Annotated in this window: 11 protein-coding genes; 9 read left to right on the top strand and 2 right to left on the bottom strand. The window is 49.0% G+C overall.

Translation table 11 applies throughout. The annotated features are described in order from the left end of the window. The first annotated feature begins 11 nt into the window (after positions 1-11). Genes SPICA_RS09425 through guaA form a run of 5 tightly spaced genes read left to right on the top strand, consistent with a single transcriptional unit; the run spans position 12 to position 7,679 of the window. On the top strand, positions 12-1,796 hold the full coding sequence (locus SPICA_RS09425; RefSeq protein WP_013969279.1) for a PP2C family protein-serine/threonine phosphatase: 1,785 nt from the start codon (positions 12-14) through the stop codon (positions 1,794-1,796). A gap of 38 nt (positions 1,797-1,834) precedes the next feature. Next, positions 1,835-3,301 (top strand): lyase family protein, encoded by a 1,467-nt coding sequence (locus SPICA_RS09420; protein WP_013969278.1) that lies wholly within the window; start codon positions 1,835-1,837, stop codon positions 3,299-3,301. Positions 3,302-3,357: 56 nt separating this feature from the next. Then, complete coding sequence (guaB, locus tag SPICA_RS09415) at positions 3,358-4,794, top strand: IMP dehydrogenase (RefSeq protein WP_013969277.1); 1,437 nt, start codon at positions 3,358-3,360, stop codon at positions 4,792-4,794. Positions 4,795-4,803: 9 nt separating this feature from the next. Next, the gene (gene purA, locus SPICA_RS09410; protein ID WP_013969276.1) at positions 4,804-6,030 is read left to right on the top strand and encodes an adenylosuccinate synthase; all 1,227 of its coding nucleotides are present in this window, start codon (positions 4,804-4,806) and stop codon (positions 6,028-6,030) included. Continuing rightward, complete coding sequence (gene guaA / locus SPICA_RS09405) at positions 6,018-7,679, top strand: glutamine-hydrolyzing GMP synthase (protein ID WP_013969275.1); 1,662 nt, start codon at positions 6,018-6,020, stop codon at positions 7,677-7,679. The genes purA and guaA overlap by 13 nt, the downstream gene beginning before the upstream one ends. A 64-nt stretch (positions 7,680-7,743) precedes the next feature. Here the strand turns inward: guaA and SPICA_RS09400 are convergent, their stop codons facing one another. Then, a complete protein-coding gene (locus tag SPICA_RS09400) occupies positions 7,744-9,378 on the bottom strand; it encodes a CHASE4 domain-containing protein (protein WP_013969274.1) in 1,635 nt (544 codons plus the stop codon). 208 nt (positions 9,379-9,586) lie between these two features. Between SPICA_RS09400 and SPICA_RS09395 the strand changes: the two genes are divergently transcribed. The 4 genes from SPICA_RS09395 to sppA all read left to right on the top strand — a co-directional run bounded on the left by SPICA_RS09395 (position 9,587) and on the right by sppA (position 16,971). Next, entirely contained in the window at positions 9,587-11,500 is a 1,914-nt protein-coding gene (locus SPICA_RS09395; protein WP_013969273.1) for a bifunctional metallophosphatase/5'-nucleotidase, read from the top strand. A 191-nt stretch (positions 11,501-11,691) separates the two neighbouring features. After that, positions 11,692-14,262 carry an ATP-dependent chaperone ClpB gene (gene clpB / locus SPICA_RS09390; protein WP_013969272.1) on the top strand — a complete coding sequence of 857 codons (2,571 nt, stop codon included), beginning with the start codon at positions 11,692-11,694 and terminating at the stop codon, positions 14,260-14,262. Positions 14,263-14,387: 125 nt separating this feature from the next. Further along, positions 14,388-15,674, top strand: coding sequence for a Clp protease/crotonase-like domain-containing protein (locus tag SPICA_RS09385; protein WP_041396198.1), 1,287 nt, complete (start codon positions 14,388-14,390; stop codon positions 15,672-15,674). A 112-nt stretch (positions 15,675-15,786) separates the two neighbouring features. Further along, positions 15,787-16,971, top strand: coding sequence for a signal peptide peptidase SppA (gene sppA, locus SPICA_RS09380; protein ID WP_041396197.1), 1,185 nt, complete (start codon positions 15,787-15,789; stop codon positions 16,969-16,971). On the opposite strand, the gene SPICA_RS09375 is transcribed toward sppA, so the two are convergent. Next, complete coding sequence (locus tag SPICA_RS09375; RefSeq protein WP_013969271.1) at positions 16,943-17,866, bottom strand: hypothetical protein; 924 nt, start codon at positions 17,864-17,866, stop codon at positions 16,943-16,945. The two genes, sppA and SPICA_RS09375, sit on opposite strands and share 29 nt — an antisense overlap. Positions 17,867-17,868: the final 2 nt, after the last annotated feature.

Genomic DNA, 17,868 nt, shown 5'->3' with positions numbered 1-17,868 from the left:
AGGGAGATGATATGACAGCTTGGCTTATCACCGCTGTTTATAGTATACGCGTACTGGCAGGCCTGTTTTTCAGATATGGCTCATTTCCTTTGTTGCTGATTGCCATCATACTTATGGTTTTGCAAGGCCTCTCTGCACTGGTCCTTATAAAATTGTTCAGTAAAGGATCCAGTATACAAAAGTATTTGAGGGGTATTGAACTCCTCTTTTGGATCATCCTCTCCCTCTTTTTTGGGATCGATGCCTATGTCAGCGGGGCCTCATCCTTTTCGCCCTGGGCTCTGCTTATCATTGCGCCGATCATACTGAACCCCTGCGATCCCGGCAATTATTCCTTATACGCCGCAGTGCTTCCCTCTGCTATTGGTATAGCCGAAGCTGCTGGTGCTTTTTCTGAGGGTAGGCCGCGTTATTCTCTTTTTGTATCAATCTTTTTTGCCTTTATGCTCGGATCTATAGCTAGATTGAGAGGTCTCAAGCGAAAAGCCGAACTGGATAAAGCTCTTACCCTTCAGAAAGATCGGGAACGGGAAATAATGAAAATAAAGGATGCGGAGGTGGAGATTGCTGCTCGAATCCAGCGGACTCTTTTAGTAGACCAGAAAGAAGAAGGCCCAAAGGAAGTAGAACTGGATGCCCTTACGGTGGCGTCCAGCGCCGTGGATGGGGACTTTTATGGCATCATTCCCTATAGTGATTCTGAGATTGATGTACTGGTCGGTGATGTGATGGGCAAGGGGGTCCCTGCCGCACTGGTAGGGGCCGCATTAAAGGGAGCTTTTCTCCGTCAAGCCCTTAGACTAATTGTAGAAAAGCAAGGCAGACTACCAAACCCCTTTGAACTGGTCACTGCGGTACATAAAGCTGTAGTGGACCAACTAATGGATCTAGATCGCTTTGCTACGCTTCAGTATATCCGCTTTAATGCAGTACATCTCACCATGACCTATGTGGATTGCGGACATACCCCCTTTATTCACTATGATGCTAGTCTTGGCATGTGCTGGATTATCCAGGGCAGTAATCTACCCATCGGTTTTACCGATGAACAGACCTATTATGCCTATACAATACCCCTTTCTATTGGGGATCGCATTCTTTTTTATTCCGATGGTATTAGCGAAGCATGCAACGAAAAGAAAGAGCTCTTTGGGGAAATGCGGCTTGCCGACATTGTTCGGATGAACGCCACTTTGGATCCCCGGGAGCTTCTGCGGCGCATTCTGAACACTGCCATGTTTTTTGCTTCTGCTGAAGGCTTTAAGGATGATGTAACCTGTATCGCCGTTGCGATTAAACCTATGGATATCTTCATGATTACAAAATCCAGGGACTTTTCATGCGAAAAACAGAGTCTAGAAGGTGTCCGTTCATTCATCAATCTGGTGCTTACCGAAGCCGCTATACAGACTAATAGGGATAGTATCACCGAAGCAGTGGTAGAGGGGACCGAAGCGGTTCTTCAACACATAGAATCTGCCCGGAACGCTGCCGGTTCTGATCAGCTTGCAGCATCGGAGCAATCGGGGGAAAACCAAGCTATAGATTCCCTAGAAGCACTAGATGAACTGGAGGATCTGCCCGGCAAAAAGCTCCTTCCCACCCTTATGGCTTATAGGGTGGAGTGCCGTATTACCGACGCCTGGATCCATATACGCATTCTCTACCATGGTACCAGCCTGCCCCAGAAACGAGGAAAGGAATTACCGCTTTGTAAGAACCACAGGCCTGACGCTACCTATGTAGCCAAGGGACAGGATAATCTTGCTATGGTAGGCCTTGTATTTAATCGGTAATGGTTTGACAAAAACCGTAAAATATGCCATCGTTCCGTATGCAAGCCCGCAGTATTTTTCAGAACCTGTCCCCCATAGACCATCGGTATTCCCTGTCAGAAAAGGAACTTTTTGAATCCCTTGTTCCCTGGATTTCGGAAGAGGCCTCCATTTCTGCCTGTGTCAAGGCTGAAATTGCCCTTATAAAGGCTCACCTCACCCTTCGTGGTCAGGATACCCAGGAACTGCTGACAGCCCTTAAGAAGGCTGAGTCTTCCATAGACCCTGAAACGGTCTATTCAGAAGAAGAGAAGACCCATCACAATATACGAGCTCTGGTCAACGTCCTTAAAAAGGCTGTTCCCCAAGAAGTGGCTCCCCTGGTGCATCTGGGTGCTACCAGTGTGGATATTCTGGATACCGCTCTAGCATACCGTATGAAGGGAGTAACCCAGTATGTGGTTCTGCCTTTACTGAAAAAACTTGAACTTGCCCTCTGTGACCTGGTAGAACGGGAAGCAGAAACTCCCCAGGTAGGCCGCACTCATGGACAGCATGCGGTTCCTATTACCGTAGGTTTTGCCCTTTCTGAATATGTATCCCGGCTTGGTAAATCCATTCTGGAAATTGAAAAACGATCAGTCGAACTTAAAGGAAAGCTGGCCGGCGCGGTTGGTGCCTATAATGCAACCAGTGTTCTGGTAAAGGACCCGGAACTTTTGGAACGACTCTACCTTTCTGAACTGGGGCTTGAGGCTTCTGAACATTCTACCCAGCTGGTAGAACCGGAATACCTTTTAAGGCTCCTCCTCGAATTTAATGTCGCCTTTGGCATCATCGCCAATCTGGCGGACGACCTCAGGAACCTTCAGCGGACTGAAATTGGTGAATTAAAGGAAAACTTCAGTGCTGACCAGGTGGGATCTTCTACCATGCCCCAGAAGCGGAATCCCTGGAATTCAGAACATGTAAAAAGTCTCTGGAAAGCCTTTAGTCCTCGGGTCATGACCTTCTTTATGGACCAGATCAGCGAACACCAGCGGGATTTAACCAACTCAGCCAGCCAGCGCTTTGTGGCCGATTATGTGGCAGGGTTCTGCCAGGCAGTAGCCAGGATGACCACCGTTATCAAAGGGCTCGGGGTAGATCGGGAACGGCTCCTCTATAACCTGCGGGGCGGCGCCGGCAGTGAAGGCGGCAATGCGGGCCGAGGTTCCGGCATTGTGGGAGGTGTACTGGCAGAACCTGCCTATATCCTCCTTGCAGAAACCGGCGTCTCCGATGCCCATGAAGTGATCCGCCGCATTACCTTGCAGGCTGAGCAAGAAGGACTTACCTTTGCCCAGGCTCTGGAAAAACAACCGGAAGTGCTTGTTCGGATCGGCGGTAAAATGGCTGAACTCGGCCTCGTGCCTTCTGCTTCCGATGCATTGTCCTTTTTTGAGCATCCAGAACGATATTGTGGCCTTGCTGTTCAAAAGGCCCAGCGCCTTGCGGTCAAGTACCGCTCCCTTATGTCCAGGTAATTATGGCGCCCCTCTGGGGGCGCCTTTTTTGTATACCCTAAAGGAGCATACCAATCATGTTTAAAGAAGCCTATTCGTATGACGATGTCCTCCTAGTACCAGCCTATTCGGAGGTTTTACCAAAAGAATGCGATGTCCGCACCGTCCTCTGTAGAGACATCAAACTGAATGTACCGATCATTTCAGCCGCCATGGATACGGTGACCGAAGAGCGCCTCGCTATCGCTATTGCTCTGGAAGGGGGGGCAGGGGTTATTCACAGGAACCTAAAACCAGAGGTACAAGCTCAACAGGTTGCCAATGTCAAACGGTACCTGAATTGGGTTATCGATGCGCCGGTGACGGTTACGTCGGAAGCGACTATTAAAGATGTAAGAGCATTGATGGACCGATTCAGAGTATCCGGTATGCCGGTTCTCGATGCGGATGGTCGCCTTGTGGGCATTATCACTGGTCGGGATCTCCGGTTCTGTAAGAACGATTCCCTTTCGGTCCAGGATGTGATGACCCGGGATCCGGTAGTTGAGCAGGGGGATCCATCGCCTGCGAGCGCAAGAGAAAAATTTGACAAGCACCGGATCGAAAAGCTCCCTGTGGTCGATGCCCAGGGCCGGCTTACGGGGCTCATTACCGTAAAGGATATGGAAAAACATGAGCGGTTTCCCCGGGCTGCACTGGATAAATCGGGCCGGCTCATTGTAGGGGCGGCCGTCTCTCCCCAGGATTATGATATCCGCTGTCCCCTCCTGAAACAAGCCCGGGTAGACTTCGTTGTACTCGATACAGCCCACGGGGATACGAAAAGCGTCCAGGATGCAGTCCGGGGCATAAAAGCTAAATATGGCATCCCCGTAATCGGAGGTAATGTTGCTACAAAAGAGGGTACCCGCAGGCTCATTGAAGCAGGAGCCGATGCGGTTAAGGTCGGCATCGGGCCCGGTTCCATCTGTACCACCCGGATTGTGGCCGGTGTAGGGGTCCCCCAGTTTACCGCAGTATACGAATGCGCCGAGGAAGCGGCCAAGTCCGGAATTCCTGTGATTGCCGATGGAGGCATCAAATTTTCCGGTGATATTACCAAGGCGATTGCAGCGGGAGCATCGGTGGTCATGATCGGAAACCTCTTCGCAGGCTTAAAGGAAGCTCCGGGTCGGGAAATTATTTTTGATGGCCGGATCTACAAGGAATACCGCGGTATGGGCAGTCTTGGAGCCATCAATGATGGTTCAGGAGACCGGTATCAGATTGGAAAAGATGAGACCCCCGTTCCGGAAGGAATTGAAGGTCGAGTCCCCTACAAGGGTGAACTCCGTCATTTTCTGCACCAACTCGTGGCGGGCCTGAAAAAAGGTATGGGATATTGTGGCACAAAATCTATTGACGAGTTGAAGGCTTATAAAAATTTCGTTAAGATTACCGCCGCAGGCCTCCGGGAAAGTCATGCCCATGATGTTACCATCACCCAGGAAGCGCCGAATTATTCCCGTTCCTAGGAGAAACCCATGAATGTTGTTGTTATCGGAGCCCAGTGGGGCGATGAAGGCAAGGGCAAAATCGTCGATTACCTTGCCAAGGAAGCCCAGATTATCGTCCGCTATTCCGGCGGCGCCAATGCGGGCCACACCATCGTGATCGGTGCGGATCAATATGCGCTCCATCTCATCCCTTCGGGAATTCTTTACCCCGATAAGATTGTCATCCTCGGCGCTGGAATGGTTATCGATCCCAAGGCCCTCTTTGCGGAACTGGACATGCTGAAAAGCCGGGGCATCGACACCACCGGCCGGGTCTTTATTTCCGATCGGGCTCATATTGTGCTTCCCCGGTATATCGAAATTGATAAGGAACGGGACAAGGCACGGAAAAAGCCCATCGGTACCACCGGCCGGGGTATCGGTATTACCTATGCCATGAAGGCTGAACGGGACAGCATCCGCATTGCTGATCTGGGCTGGAAAGAAAAGATTGATGAACTTGAAGAAGCGGACCGGCAATTCCTTGCCGAATACCAGGACCGACTCCAGGCTATGGCCATAGACCTTACCTCCTTCCTGGCGGGCCATAAAAATGCCCAGATCCTCTTCGAAGGCGCCCAGGGCACCCTCCTGGATCTGGACCTGGGGACCTATCCCTATGTCTCAAGCGGTATGTCCTGTGCCGCAGGGGCTGCCATAGGCGGCTGTATCGGCCCCCGAAATCTGGATAAAATCCTTGGGGTCTTTAAGGCCTATAGTACCCGGGTTGGCAACGGTCCCTTCCCCAGTGAGTTTGATCCCGAAGGGGAGGGGGAACTGGAACACTATGTACGGGAAACCGGCCGGGAATATGGAGTAACCACCGGCCGGCCCCGCCGCTGCGGCTATCTCGATCTCGTTGCCCTCCGTTATGCCTGCAGAACCAACTCCATCGATTCCCTCGTGATGACCCACCTCGATGTGTACGATACGATGGAAGAAATAAAGGCCTGTATCGCCTATCGCATCGGGGACCGGGTTGTGGAGGATTTCCCCGCTTCTATCGAAGATCTTAATGATGCGGAACCCATTCTCCGCAGTTTCCCCGGCTGGAAACAGTCCCTGAAAAACGCCCGGTCTTACCGGGACCTGCCGGAAAATGCCCGCCATTATGTAGAGTTTATTGAACGGTACTGCGAAACCCCGGTGGGGATTGTTTCGGTCGGTTATGACCGCTCAGAAACCATTATCAGGACCAGCCCGTGGACAAAATAGTCATCCTCGATTTTGGCAGCCAGACCACCCAGCTTATCGGCCGCCGCATCCGGGAGTTTGGGGTCTACACTGAAATTGTGCCGGGGGATGCCCCCCTCACCTGTACGATTCTGGATGGGGCCAAGGGTATCATCCTCTCCGGCTCCCCCTCTTCAGTCTACGAACCGGGGGCCCCCGTGCCTGACCCCGCAGTCTATAACACGGGACTCCCTTTACTGGGCATCTGTTATGGGCTTCAGCGTATGACCGCTGACCACGGGGGCCGGGTCGAACCCCTGCCAGAACGGGAGTACGGCGGCGTTAGGGTAACCCTCGAAGCCGTGGCCATACAAAATCTGCCACCCACCTCTGGGGCCGGCAAAGCCAGGGCCTTCCTTTCTAGCTTTGCCGCTAGCCTTAGCCCCGCCGCCGCCAGCCCGACCGCCAGTTCCGGTGCCGCTCCCACCCAGCGAGACAGCAGCTTTACCGCCTGGATGAGCCACGGCGATTCCCTGGCCCTGCTTGCACCGGGCTTTATACAGATTGGCACCAGCGCCCACGGCTTCCCTGCGGTCCTTATCCACGAAAGTAAACCCTGGTTCGGCCTTCAGTTCCACCCCGAAGTAACCCACTGCGAACATGGTCGGGATATCCTCAAAGCCTTTGCCCTGGATATCTGCGGTGCCGCCCCCGAATGGACCATGGAGCGCTATATCGAAGAAGTCCGGGCTAACTTGGCCCAACGGGTCGGCAGAAATCCGGTCTTGCTGCTCATATCCGGGGGCGTCGATTCCACCGTAGCAGGAGCCCTGCTTCTTAAAACCCTCGACCCCGACCAGGTCCACCTGATGTACATGGATACGGGGCTCATGCGGAAAAAGGAAACCGAAATCGTCTCGGCTAACCTGAACCGCCTCGGGGCAAAACACCTGCATATCATCCACTGTGAAAAGGACTTCCTTTCCGCCCTTTCAGGCCTTACGGACCCGGAAGAAAAACGCCGGGCCATCGGGGACCTCTTCATCCGTATTCAGGAACGGGAAGTAGGGCGCCTGGGCTTGCCCGAAACCTATTTCCTCGCCCAGGGCACCCTGTATACGGACCTGATTGAAAGCGGCAAAGGGGTCGGCAAAAAAGCCCATGTCATTAAAAGCCACCACAACGTCCGCAGCCCCCTGGTCGAAGCCAAACGGAACGCTGGCCGTATCATTGAGCCCCTGGACCGGCTCTACAAAGACGAAGTCCGTGCCCTGGGCCGCATCCTCGGCATCGATGAAGACATCGTGATGCGCCATCCCTTCCCGGGACCGGGCCTCGCGGTCCGCATCCTGGGCGAAGTCACCCGTGAAAAATGTGATATCCTGCGAGAAGCCGATGACATCTATATCCGGGAACTCAAACGCCGGGGCCTCTACGACCAGATATGGCAGGCCTTTGCGGTCCTCCTCCCCATCCGCTCGGTCGGTGTTGCCGGCGACGTCCGTAAATACGGCTGGGTACTTGCGCTCCGTGCCATCGTCAGCGAAGACGGCATGACCGCCGACGTCTACCCCTTCCCCATGAAGGACCTGCTGGAAATTTCCACCCTGATAACCAACACCGTAAAGGACATCGGCCGGGTTACCTACGATATATCATCCAAACCACCGGCCACTATTGAATGGGAATAGGTAGGGAGCCGTAGGGGGAAGTCTCCCCCTCGCTCGCCCTGCAACTGATCTGACTTTTTACACCTCAGTTCTCGGCAGGGCGAGGAGCCTCACTACCGCTGTGTTTTAGAGGCATAGCTACAAGAGCCCGTGTGCCACCATCTACTTGTGCTTTAATAGTAAAACTACCCTGTAGTTGATCAACCAGGATTTCAACCAGTTCCAATCCCAAACCTTTTTTCTGGCCTTCTGTATCTTGCATTCCGATACCATTATCCAGTACTTCGATATGGACTGACTTGGTTACTTCGATATACTTGCTTTTTACAAGAATGGCCCCAGACTCTCTTCCCGCAAAGGCATGGGCATAGCAGTTTGATAGCAGTTCACTGAGTATCAGGGAGAGAGAAACCGCCTGTTCCAGAGATAAAAAAAGATGTTGCTCTTGCAGATCAGAAAAATCTTCAGAGAGTTGGATCGGTATTGCGGGGGCTTCTTCCGGTTCAAAACTTCCCACAATGGTTTGCAGGCAATCCACCAGGGAAATTCTGGTAATGTCTTCCTGTTCATACAAAAGCCGCTGTATATGGGCAATGGCCAGTATGCGTCGGCGGCCCTGCAAGATTGCCCCTACCGTTTCAGGATTCTCGTAGTGACTGGACTGGAGCTGTAACATACTTGCCATAATCTGGAGGTTGTTGTAAACCCGGTGATAAATTTCGTGGAGCAGTGTTTCCCGTTCCTGAATCCTTGCCACAAGCTGTTCAGTAAGCCCATTAAAAGCTATGATTAGTTCATCAATTTCATCATGCTGAATGCCCCTGAGGAAAAGCGGTTTTTCAGGAGATGCCTGTCGTAATGCAAGTTGTTGTGATAATTTCTTAAGAGGATTTAAGAATTGCTTTTTAAGAAGAATATAGAGAAGTATTGAGATGGTTATGAGGGCACTTACCATGGTATAGGAAAAATTCTTAAGAACTTTAATGCCATTTTTATACATGGTTCGTTCCATGCCAAGGGTAAGCGTTCCCATGGTTTGATTATATATATCCCTTAGCTTTATAGTCATGAAAAGCTGATATCCCTGGCGTTTTATGTAATGTTCAGACAGCTGTACCCATTCTCCCGGTTCAATGGTAATGGTAAATCCCAACAGGTTACTGTAGCGCATCAGCCGGCTTTCGCTGAGCCTCCAGGCCATCCAGAGGCTTCCCATGGCAGGTCCATCCCCATCATTATGGAGGATTGACCTCCCGGCTATAAGGTACATGCTGTCTCCTTCCCGTAAGAGACCTCGTTTACCTGTAGTAATCATGTCTCCAGGTTGTATGGTTCCCAGTTGTTCAAAAGCCTCGAGTCTCTTTCCATCCGATGTATAGCTATACCTTATAGAACCATTGGTATTGAACACATAGAATGCTCCCAATCCTAAATTTTGAAAGGTAGAAATGGTGCAATTGGCAGCTTCAAAATCTTCATTTTTACCCGCCATATAATTCCAGGTATCATCCCAGTAAGCCCAATCGATAGTTATTCTATCAAATTGGACCAAGTCATCCTGGATTAGTTTTTCAATTCGCCTGCTGTGTTCAGTTATTTCGACCTCTTCCATGTTATAGAGGCTGTGAAGAAAAAAGCCCCAGGAAAGCAACATGGCAACACTAAATAATACAAAAGAAGTAATGCTAAAGATAAAAATGATTTTTTTTCGTTGACTCATGTAAAATATAGTATATATGGAAGTGTTTGTAAAAACAATTAACAAAAATTGGTTGATTAAATAGCAGAAAACTGTAATGTCTTGAGGTTTTTTGATGTGTTGTATGCATGTATTATGGAAAACTTTATGTGCCAAAAAAGTTGCTTTTTCCTTGAAAAGGGAGTACCATGGTTTCCCCTTTTGGGGATCTATCTCATAGGAGGAAATCATGAGAAAAGAGAGATTCCGGTGGTTAGGTAAGGTAGGAATTATCCTGCTGAGCCTCTTTGTCGTATTTGCCTGTGTTTCTGCACCTGACAGTACCACATTTACAAGTAGTGCCCGATCGGTGCGGGAACAGTATACCGAAACACCCCTAGAAATCACCTTCATCGAAACATCAGATGTACATGGTGTTATATTCCCCTATAACTTCATAACCGCCAAAACGATGCCAACGTCCCTGGCTCAGGTATCCACCCTGGTTTCAGAAGCACGGAATACCAAAAAGAATGTGGTACTTTTAGAAAACGGTGATTCTCTTCAGGGTCAGCCTACAGTTTACTATTACAATTTTGAAAAAATCAAAGCCCCCCATATTTGGAGCCAGGCGGTAAACTACCTTAATTATGATGCGGTTGGCGTGGGTAACCATGATATCGAAGCCGGCCACCCCGTCTATGATAAACTATATAAAGAAATTAAGGCCCCCGTCGTCTGTGCAAATATACTCAAGGAAAACGGTGAACCCTATTTTACCCCCTATAAAGTCATTATTCGCGAAGGTGTTAAAATTGCAGTTCTTGGCATGATTACACCAAGAATTCCCGACTGGCTGCCACCCCAGTTCTGGAGCGGCATGAAGTTCGAAGATATGGTTGTGTCAGCCAAAAAATGGGTCCCCATCATCATGGAAAAAGAAAAACCCGATGTGCTGGTGGGGCTCTTTCATGCCGGTGTGGATTATACCTACAGCGGTGCTAACAGAGATACGGTAAATAATGAGAATGCAAGCCAACTCGTGGCAGAACAGGTTCCCGGCTTTGATATTATTTTTGTAGGCCATGATCATGCCGGCTGGGATGGCCTGGGCTGGGATCCGGTGGCTAAGAAAAAAATCGAAGTAAGGGACAGCAACGGCAAACAGGTGTATATCTACGGCGCACTGAATAATGCCGCTAAAATTCCTGTGGTAACCCTCTCTATGCTCTGGGACAAGGAAGCACAGGTATGGAAAAAATCCATCCAAGGTGAACTTAAAGATATGAGCACCGTTCCTGCGGACACCGCCTTCATCTCCCAATTTCAATCAACCTATGATGAAATTAAAGCCTGGGTCGATCGGCCGGTAGGCAAAATGGCAGGCACCATCACAACGAAAGACTCCATGTTCGGAGACTCAGCCTTTGTAGACCTAATCCATCGAATCCAGCTGGAACTCTGTGCAGACCCAGCCATGGGACTAAAAAAGGCCGATATATCCTTTGCCGCACCATTGGCCATGAATGCCACAATACCTTCCAGTGCTGATGGAACCCTTTATGTCCGGGATATGTTCAACCTTTATGTGTATGAAAACTTCCTGTATACCATGAGCCTTACGGGTAAACAGGTAAAGGACTTTCTTGAGTACTCCTACAAATTCTGGTTCGACACCATGCCCAACGATGGAAACCACATCATTGCATTCCAGAAAGATAAGGAAGGCAAGCTTGTGCAGGATGCCCGGACCGGTGCATACCTGACCGCTACCCGTTACTATAACTATGACTCCGCCGCAGGCATTAATTATACCGTAGATATTTCCAAGCCCGCAGGAGACCGCGTAACCATTATATCCATGGCCGACGGTAGTCCCTTTGATATGAATAAAACCTACACGGTAGCCATCAACTCCTACCGAGCTCAGGGCGGCGGCGGACATCTGGAAAAAGGCGCGGGGCTCGCCAAGGCAGACATACTGGCCATGAAATATGTTACCAGCGCAACCACCAAGGACCTCCGGTACTACCTCCTGAAATGGTTCGAAAAACAGCAAGGCGCAGTAACAGTCCAGAGCCTCAACAACTGGAAAGTTATCCCCGAAGACCTGGCCGCACAAGGCAAGGCCACCGACATGCCCCTCTTATACCCATCAAAATAAAATATATTCACAAGCAAGAGCCGTAGGGGGAAGTCTCCCCCTCGCTCCAGTATACACCTGCTGTAACAGCCTTTTCCAAGGGGCCTCCTGGATGGCTCGGAGAATGACCTTATAGACCCACCCTCCCCCCCTGTGCATAATCTGTGGATAACTGCTTGCCGATAGGGCGTTTCCATGAGTATCTTATAGACATGAACTACGACAAACTTACCATAAAAGCCCAGGAGGCGCTCCAGGAGGCCTCCAGCATCGCCCAGAAAAATGACCAGACCCAGGTGGAACTGGAACATATCCTGCTTGCCCTGGTGGAGCAGGAAGGGGGCATTGTCGCACCGATAATCGAAAAAATTGGTGCTGACCCGGAACTAATTTTACAGGAAGCCCGTAAATTGGTGGCTTCCAAACCAAAGGTATACGGAGAGGCGGCCCAGCTGTACTTCTCGCCCGCCGCAAGCAAGGTCCTTGCCAAGGCAGAAGCGGAAGCCGCATCCCTTAAGGATGATTTTGTTTCCACCGAACACATCCTTATCGCCATGACCCAGGCCGAAGGCCCCGCCACGGATATACTCAGGCGGAACGGCATCACCAAAGAGGCCATCCTTTCGGCCCTGAAATCGGTCAGGGGTAACGCCCGGGTAACGGACCAGAACCCGGAAGAAAAGTACCAGGTCCTGGACAAATACTGCCGGGACCTTACCGCCCTGGCACGGCAGGAAAAACTGGACCCGGTCATTGGCCGGGATGAGGAAATCCGCCGGGTAATGCAGGTCCTCTCCCGGCGCACCAAAAACAACCCGGTCCTCATCGGTGAACCAGGGGTCGGTAAAACCGCCATTGTAGAAGGCCTCGCCCGACGCATTGTCGAAGGGGACGTCCCCGAGGGGCTTAAAAATAAACGGCTCCTCGCCCTGGACCTGGGAGCCCTGGTGGCGGGTGCAAAATTCCGCGGCGAATTCGAGGAACGCCTAAAGGCAGTTATCCATGAAGTACAGGCCGCAGAGGGAAGAATCATCCTCTTTATTGATGAACTCCATACCCTTGTGGGGGCGGGAGCCGCCGAGGGTGCCACCGATGCAAGCAACCTCCTTAAGCCTGCCCTGGCCCGGGGTGAACTTCGCTGTATCGGGGCTACTACCCTGGACGAATACCGCAAGTATATCGAAAAGGATGCGGCCCTGGAGCGGCGTTTCCAGCAGGTTTACTGCGCCGAACCTTCCGTAGAGGACACCATCGCCATCCTGCGGGGGCTTAAGGAACGCTACGAAGTGCACCATGGGGTGCGCATTAAGGATGAAGCCCTGGTGGCCGCGGCGACCCTGTCGACCCGGTATATCACCAGCCGCTTCCTCCCCGATAAGGCCATCGACCTGGTGGATGAGGCGGCGAGCCGCCTTAAGATGGAACTGGACAGCCGTCCTACCGAATTGGACAAGCTGGAACGGAAACTCCTACAGCTTTCCATAGAACGGCAGGCCCTACAGCGGGAAGACGACCCCGCTTCGGTAGAACGGCGACAGAAACTGGAAAAGGAAATCGCCGACCTCACCGCCGAACGGGACGCCATGCGGGCCCGCTGGGAAAGTGAACGGAAGGATATCCAGGAACTGCGGCTCCTGAAGCAGAGAATAGAAGAGCTTAAAATTGAGGAAGCCCGTTACGAGCGGGAGGGCAACCTGAATAAGGCCGCAGAAATTAAATACGGTCTCATCCCCGAAGCCCAGCGGAAGCTAAAGGAAATTTCCGACCGCATGGAGGCTAAACGGGGCGAGGTAAGCCTCCTCCGCGAAGAGGTGAGCGAAGAGGACATCGCCGCCGTTGTATCGAGCTGGACCGGTATTCCCGTATCCAAGATGCTTTCCAGCGAATTGCAGAAGTATCTGGAACTGGAAAAGGTTCTCGAAAAACGGGTGGTCGGTCAGGATGCGGCGGTGCAAGCCGTGGCCGATGCCATCCGGCGCAACAAGGCGGGCTTAAGCGATGCCGCCCGGCCCCTGGGGTCCTTCCTCTTCCTGGGACCCACCGGTGTAGGTAAAACCGAGCTGGCTAAGACCCTGGCAGAATTCCTCTTTAACGAGGAAAAGGCTTTGACCAGGATTGATATGAGCGAGTACGGTGAAAAACACACCGTAAGCCGCCTCATCGGTGCCCCTCCGGGCTATGTGGGCTATGAGCAGGGGGGCCAGCTTACCGAAGCGGTCCGCCGCAGGCCCTACAGTGTGGTCCTCTTCGACGAAATCGAGAAGGCCCATCCGGATGTGTTCAACGTGTTCCTCCAGATTCTGGATGATGGACGCCTGACCGACGGCCAGGGCAGGGTAGTGGACTTCAGGAACGTGATTATCATAATGACGAGCAACCTGGGTTCGGACCTGATCCTGAACGCCAGGAGCACCGAAGAGATTCGTGGTGCCCTGCAGGAACTTCTTAAGGCTTCATTTAGGCCCGAGTTCCTGAACCGGATTGATGAAACGGTCATCTTTAACCGGCTTGGACAGGCTGAGATTCACAAGATTGTGGATATCCAGCTGAATCGTCTGGCCCAACGGCTCGAGGATCGCAAGATTCGGCTCACGGTTACCGATGCGGCCAAGTCCTTCCTGGCAGAGCGGGGCTACGATCCCCTGTACGGTGCCCGGCCCCTTAAGCGGACCATCCAGGCGGAACTGGAAAATCCGCTGGCCCGGGAAATCATCTCCGGCCGCTACAAGGAAGGTTCTGAGGTGTTGGTAGACCGGAATGGAGATGGGCTTTTATTTAGATAAGGTTGTCTTCATACTTACTAAACAAACACTGTAACGCAGGAAGCGACAGCGCTTCCTGCTTTTTATTTTAGGATATGATATGTTTTAGTATGTATTATTTACTATTATTGATTGAAGGAGTACCCATGAATATTTTGAAGAAGTGGCTGGCATTGGTAATGTTGCTAATACCCCTTGAAGCATTACAACTAATCGCTCAGGAAATATTTATACATCCCTTTAGTATATTAGAAAAAATGGGAACCACCGCGAGTGTTCAAAATGATGCAGTGGGGAGCTTTATCAATCCGGCTCTAGGTGCAACAATGCCATCGCTTAGTAATCAACTTGATCTATGGGCATTTGCAGATACCAAAGAACTTACGGATATTACCCAATGGGGATATTTCTATGCGGATCCTGGCTTATTGGCGGGAGCAAATGTGTTGTCTCTTGCTGATCATTCTACTCAGATTGATTTTCACTTTGGCATTTCAGGTGGGAACCGTAGTATAGCCTTTGGATTCTCCAATGTAAGTCTTTTTAATGAGAATCATTCAATGTATGATTATTTTCATGCATTTCAGGTTGGCTTCCTTCTCAGACCAATTCCCCAAACATCCCTCGGTATAACGATTACACAAAATTATACCTCGCCAAATTGGAACCTCCTAATCGATGGTGGTTTGAGACCCTTTGGCACTAATCGCCTTACTGTCTTTGGTGCATGGTCTGCTCAAAATTCGTATACCGATCAAGACGCGCAGAAGTGGCTAGCTGGACTCAGTTTTGTGCCTGTTCGGGGCGTGGAAGTTTATGGAAAATATCTGAGCTCTGGATCTGTTGCCCTTGGATTGAACTTAAGATATGGGAATCTCGGATTAGGAAGTTCTCTTGCATCTTCACAAGAAGATTTTAGTGGTTCTCTCCAAACTGGTGTAGGCATCTCCTTTGTGAAAAACAAAGCAGGATTTGCTATGACCTCTTCTACAACCCCCAAATATTATGTAGAACTAGCCCTCGAAAACCTTTCAGCATCATCTGAGATTTTTAATAGGTATTCTTCTCTTTTTGATGTGTTAAGTACCATTGCATCAGCTAAAAATGATCCTACTGTTGGAGGGCTCATTCTGAATACAAGTTCTCTATATGCTTCGAGAAGTGATCTATGGGAATTGCGTAAAGCTCTTGAGGATTTTAAGACATCGGGTAAAAAGATTATTGCTTTTATAGAACGGCCCTCCTTCGATGTTTATGCCCTTGTGACGGTAGCAGATCGTATAGTCATGGATAACCAGGGAATATTGAATTTTGATGGCTATGTAGTAAGACGAGGATATTTTAAACATACCCTGGAAAAACTCGGGGTCGGATTTAGAGAATTACGATATTTAATTTATAAATCTGCTGCAGAATCCTATAAGCCGGGATAGTTTTTCCTCTGCAGACCGAGAACAATATGATGCTTATTTAGATAGTATTTTCACCACTACAAAAGCTTCTATTATTCATGATCGAAAAATTACCGAGGATCAATTTAATACCTTGTTAGAATCCAATTTTCTAATAAGTCCCAAGGAAGCTAAGAAATTTAATCTTGTTGATTACTTTGGAAGGGAAGAGGCAATACAGAGGGCTATCAATGAACTCTCAGGAAATGAAATGTTGATACAAATTTATGGAGATATGAAACTCAGTCTATTCCAAAAAAACACAAATTTAGTAATTGCTGCTGCTGCATTTTATAAAGCTCCTTCTATTCAACAAGATGTTTGGGCTGAACCACCTCATATAGCTATTGTATACGCTAATGGTTCCACATCTCTGGATGGGGGTATGAATGCACGATTACTTGCTAAAATTATCAATCAGCTCGGGAATGATAACAAAGTCAAGGGTATAATTCTTCGGGTTAACTCTCCAGGTGGTGATGCAGTAGCGGCGGATTATGTTGCTGAGGCTGTAAAAAAGGCAAAAGAACGAAAACCTGTTTATATATCTATGGGTTCTGTAGCTGGTTCGGGTGGGTATTGGGTTTCCATGTATGGTTCAAGAATCTATGCAACTCCCTATACCATAACTGGTTCTATTGGTGTTATTGCTTCATGGTTCTATGATGCAGGATTGAATGATAAATTAGGTCTTTCCATAGATCTTCTTAAGCGAGGCAGTCATGCGGATTTGCAGGCCGGCTTAATACTTCCTTATAGAGATTTGAATTCTCAGGAAGTTGAAGAGTATCATCAGTGGATTTTAGAGCTCTATAATGAATTTGTGAGCAAGGTAGCAGAAGGGCGAAATATGCCTCAAGAAAAGGTTGAAAGTCTCGCCCAAGGACGCATCTATGCAGGTAATGATGCAGTTAATAATGGTTTGATAGATGGAATACAAAGCCTTACTAGTACTATCAAAGCGTTAAAAGCAGCCCTTAAATTAGCTGATGATGCAGATGTAATAATCGATGAATACCCCTATCCTAATCCCTTTGCAGCCTTTTTAGCTCTGATAAACCAGACAACACTGCTTGCAAACAAACTTACTCTACATATAATAAAGTTTATAGAAGATATTCATAATCCATCTTTTACTCCACTTTCTATGTATTGTTTTTCTGAAACTGTTGCATCAAGAATTGCCAGCAATGGTACTGTTCAAGCTCTTATGCCTTTCGAAATTCTTGAAATACTTCAGGAAAATAGTCTTAAGGAGACGATGTATTTGAAAAAGTAAAAGTCTGTATTAACAATTCTGGAGCTAAAACAATAACCACCCGGCCTTCGGTAAGAAGCCGGCGGTTATTGTCTGAGGAATATAAAATAATCGCATCATCTTTACTGATAACTGGATCGGTGGGGAGTTTACCATATATTTTATCAGCTAGTATTTTAAGGGGACGATCCCCAACAAGTTCTTGAAGATAAGGGGAGATGCCGGAAGGTGTCTGCTGTAACACCTGATCTATTGTAGTATATTTCGCAATACCCCGGGTTTTTGCTATTTCTGGAGACACCATATTTCGTTCATACACAAGAGTCCCTTCAGTATCCCATACCTTTGGGAAGAGGCAAGGTCTCAAGTATGCTGAATCCTGTCGTCCGTAAATTGGAAGGCGCTCCTGAGCAAAGATGATAACGCCGGTATAAACTTTAGTAGTTTGAGTAACAAGTGGATGTGGTAGTGTCGCTGGAACATGATGACGAACTAAAAGTGCTAAAAGCTCTTGCAAGGGAACGAGAATCTTTCGATTTAAGCTATTATTAGTTAAATCTAATATAGTTGGGAATTTTGTTGCCGTTCTAACTAACTTATCTATATCTAATATTGATAGCTGACCTTGTTGAATGGCTATTTCAATAGTGGTTGTACTATCTATCGGAATAGTAAAAAGGTAAGGTGAAATAATTCTAGGAAATTCAACATCAAGTAATTCTTCACCATGGGCCCGACCGGTAGGGAGCTGTAATCCTGCTGAGTTCATGTCAAGCTTTACTGTAGAGACAATCTCCATAGTATGCCATTGCAGAACAGGCTCAATACTGAATTTGGCACTTTCTGACTGGGCCGACAATATACTGTTGAAACCTATGCATATGAATAAACTAAGGATTTCAATTTTCATATTCATGA

This window comes from Gracilinema caldarium DSM 7334 (genome assembly GCF_000219725.1).
Classification (GTDB): Bacteria; Spirochaetota; Spirochaetia; order Treponematales; family Breznakiellaceae; genus Gracilinema; species Gracilinema caldarium.
This window is presented reverse-complemented; position numbering and strand designations above follow the sequence as displayed.

What these genes read in the sequence shown, in the direction of transcription:
- SPICA_RS09375 (WP_013969271.1), bottom strand. Translation starts at nt 17,866, where the DNA reads ATGAATATGAAAATTGAAATCCTTAGTTTATTCATATGCATAGGTTTC.
- purA (WP_013969276.1), top strand. Translation starts at nt 4,804, where the DNA reads ATGAATGTTGTTGTTATCGGAGCCCAGTGGGGCGATGAAGGCAAGGGC.
- SPICA_RS09420 (WP_013969278.1), top strand. Translation starts at nt 1,835, where the DNA reads ATGCAAGCCCGCAGTATTTTTCAGAACCTGTCCCCCATAGACCATCGG.
- clpB (WP_013969272.1), top strand. Translation starts at nt 11,692, where the DNA reads ATGAACTACGACAAACTTACCATAAAAGCCCAGGAGGCGCTCCAGGAG.
- SPICA_RS09425 (WP_013969279.1), top strand. Translation starts at nt 12, where the DNA reads ATGACAGCTTGGCTTATCACCGCTGTTTATAGTATACGCGTACTGGCA.
- SPICA_RS09400 (WP_013969274.1), bottom strand. Translation starts at nt 9,378, where the DNA reads ATGAGTCAACGAAAAAAAATCATTTTTATCTTTAGCATTACTTCTTTT.
- guaB (WP_013969277.1), top strand. Translation starts at nt 3,358, where the DNA reads ATGTTTAAAGAAGCCTATTCGTATGACGATGTCCTCCTAGTACCAGCC.
- SPICA_RS09385 (WP_041396198.1), top strand. Translation starts at nt 14,388, where the DNA reads ATGAATATTTTGAAGAAGTGGCTGGCATTGGTAATGTTGCTAATACCC.
- SPICA_RS09395 (WP_013969273.1), top strand. Translation starts at nt 9,587, where the DNA reads ATGAGAAAAGAGAGATTCCGGTGGTTAGGTAAGGTAGGAATTATCCTG.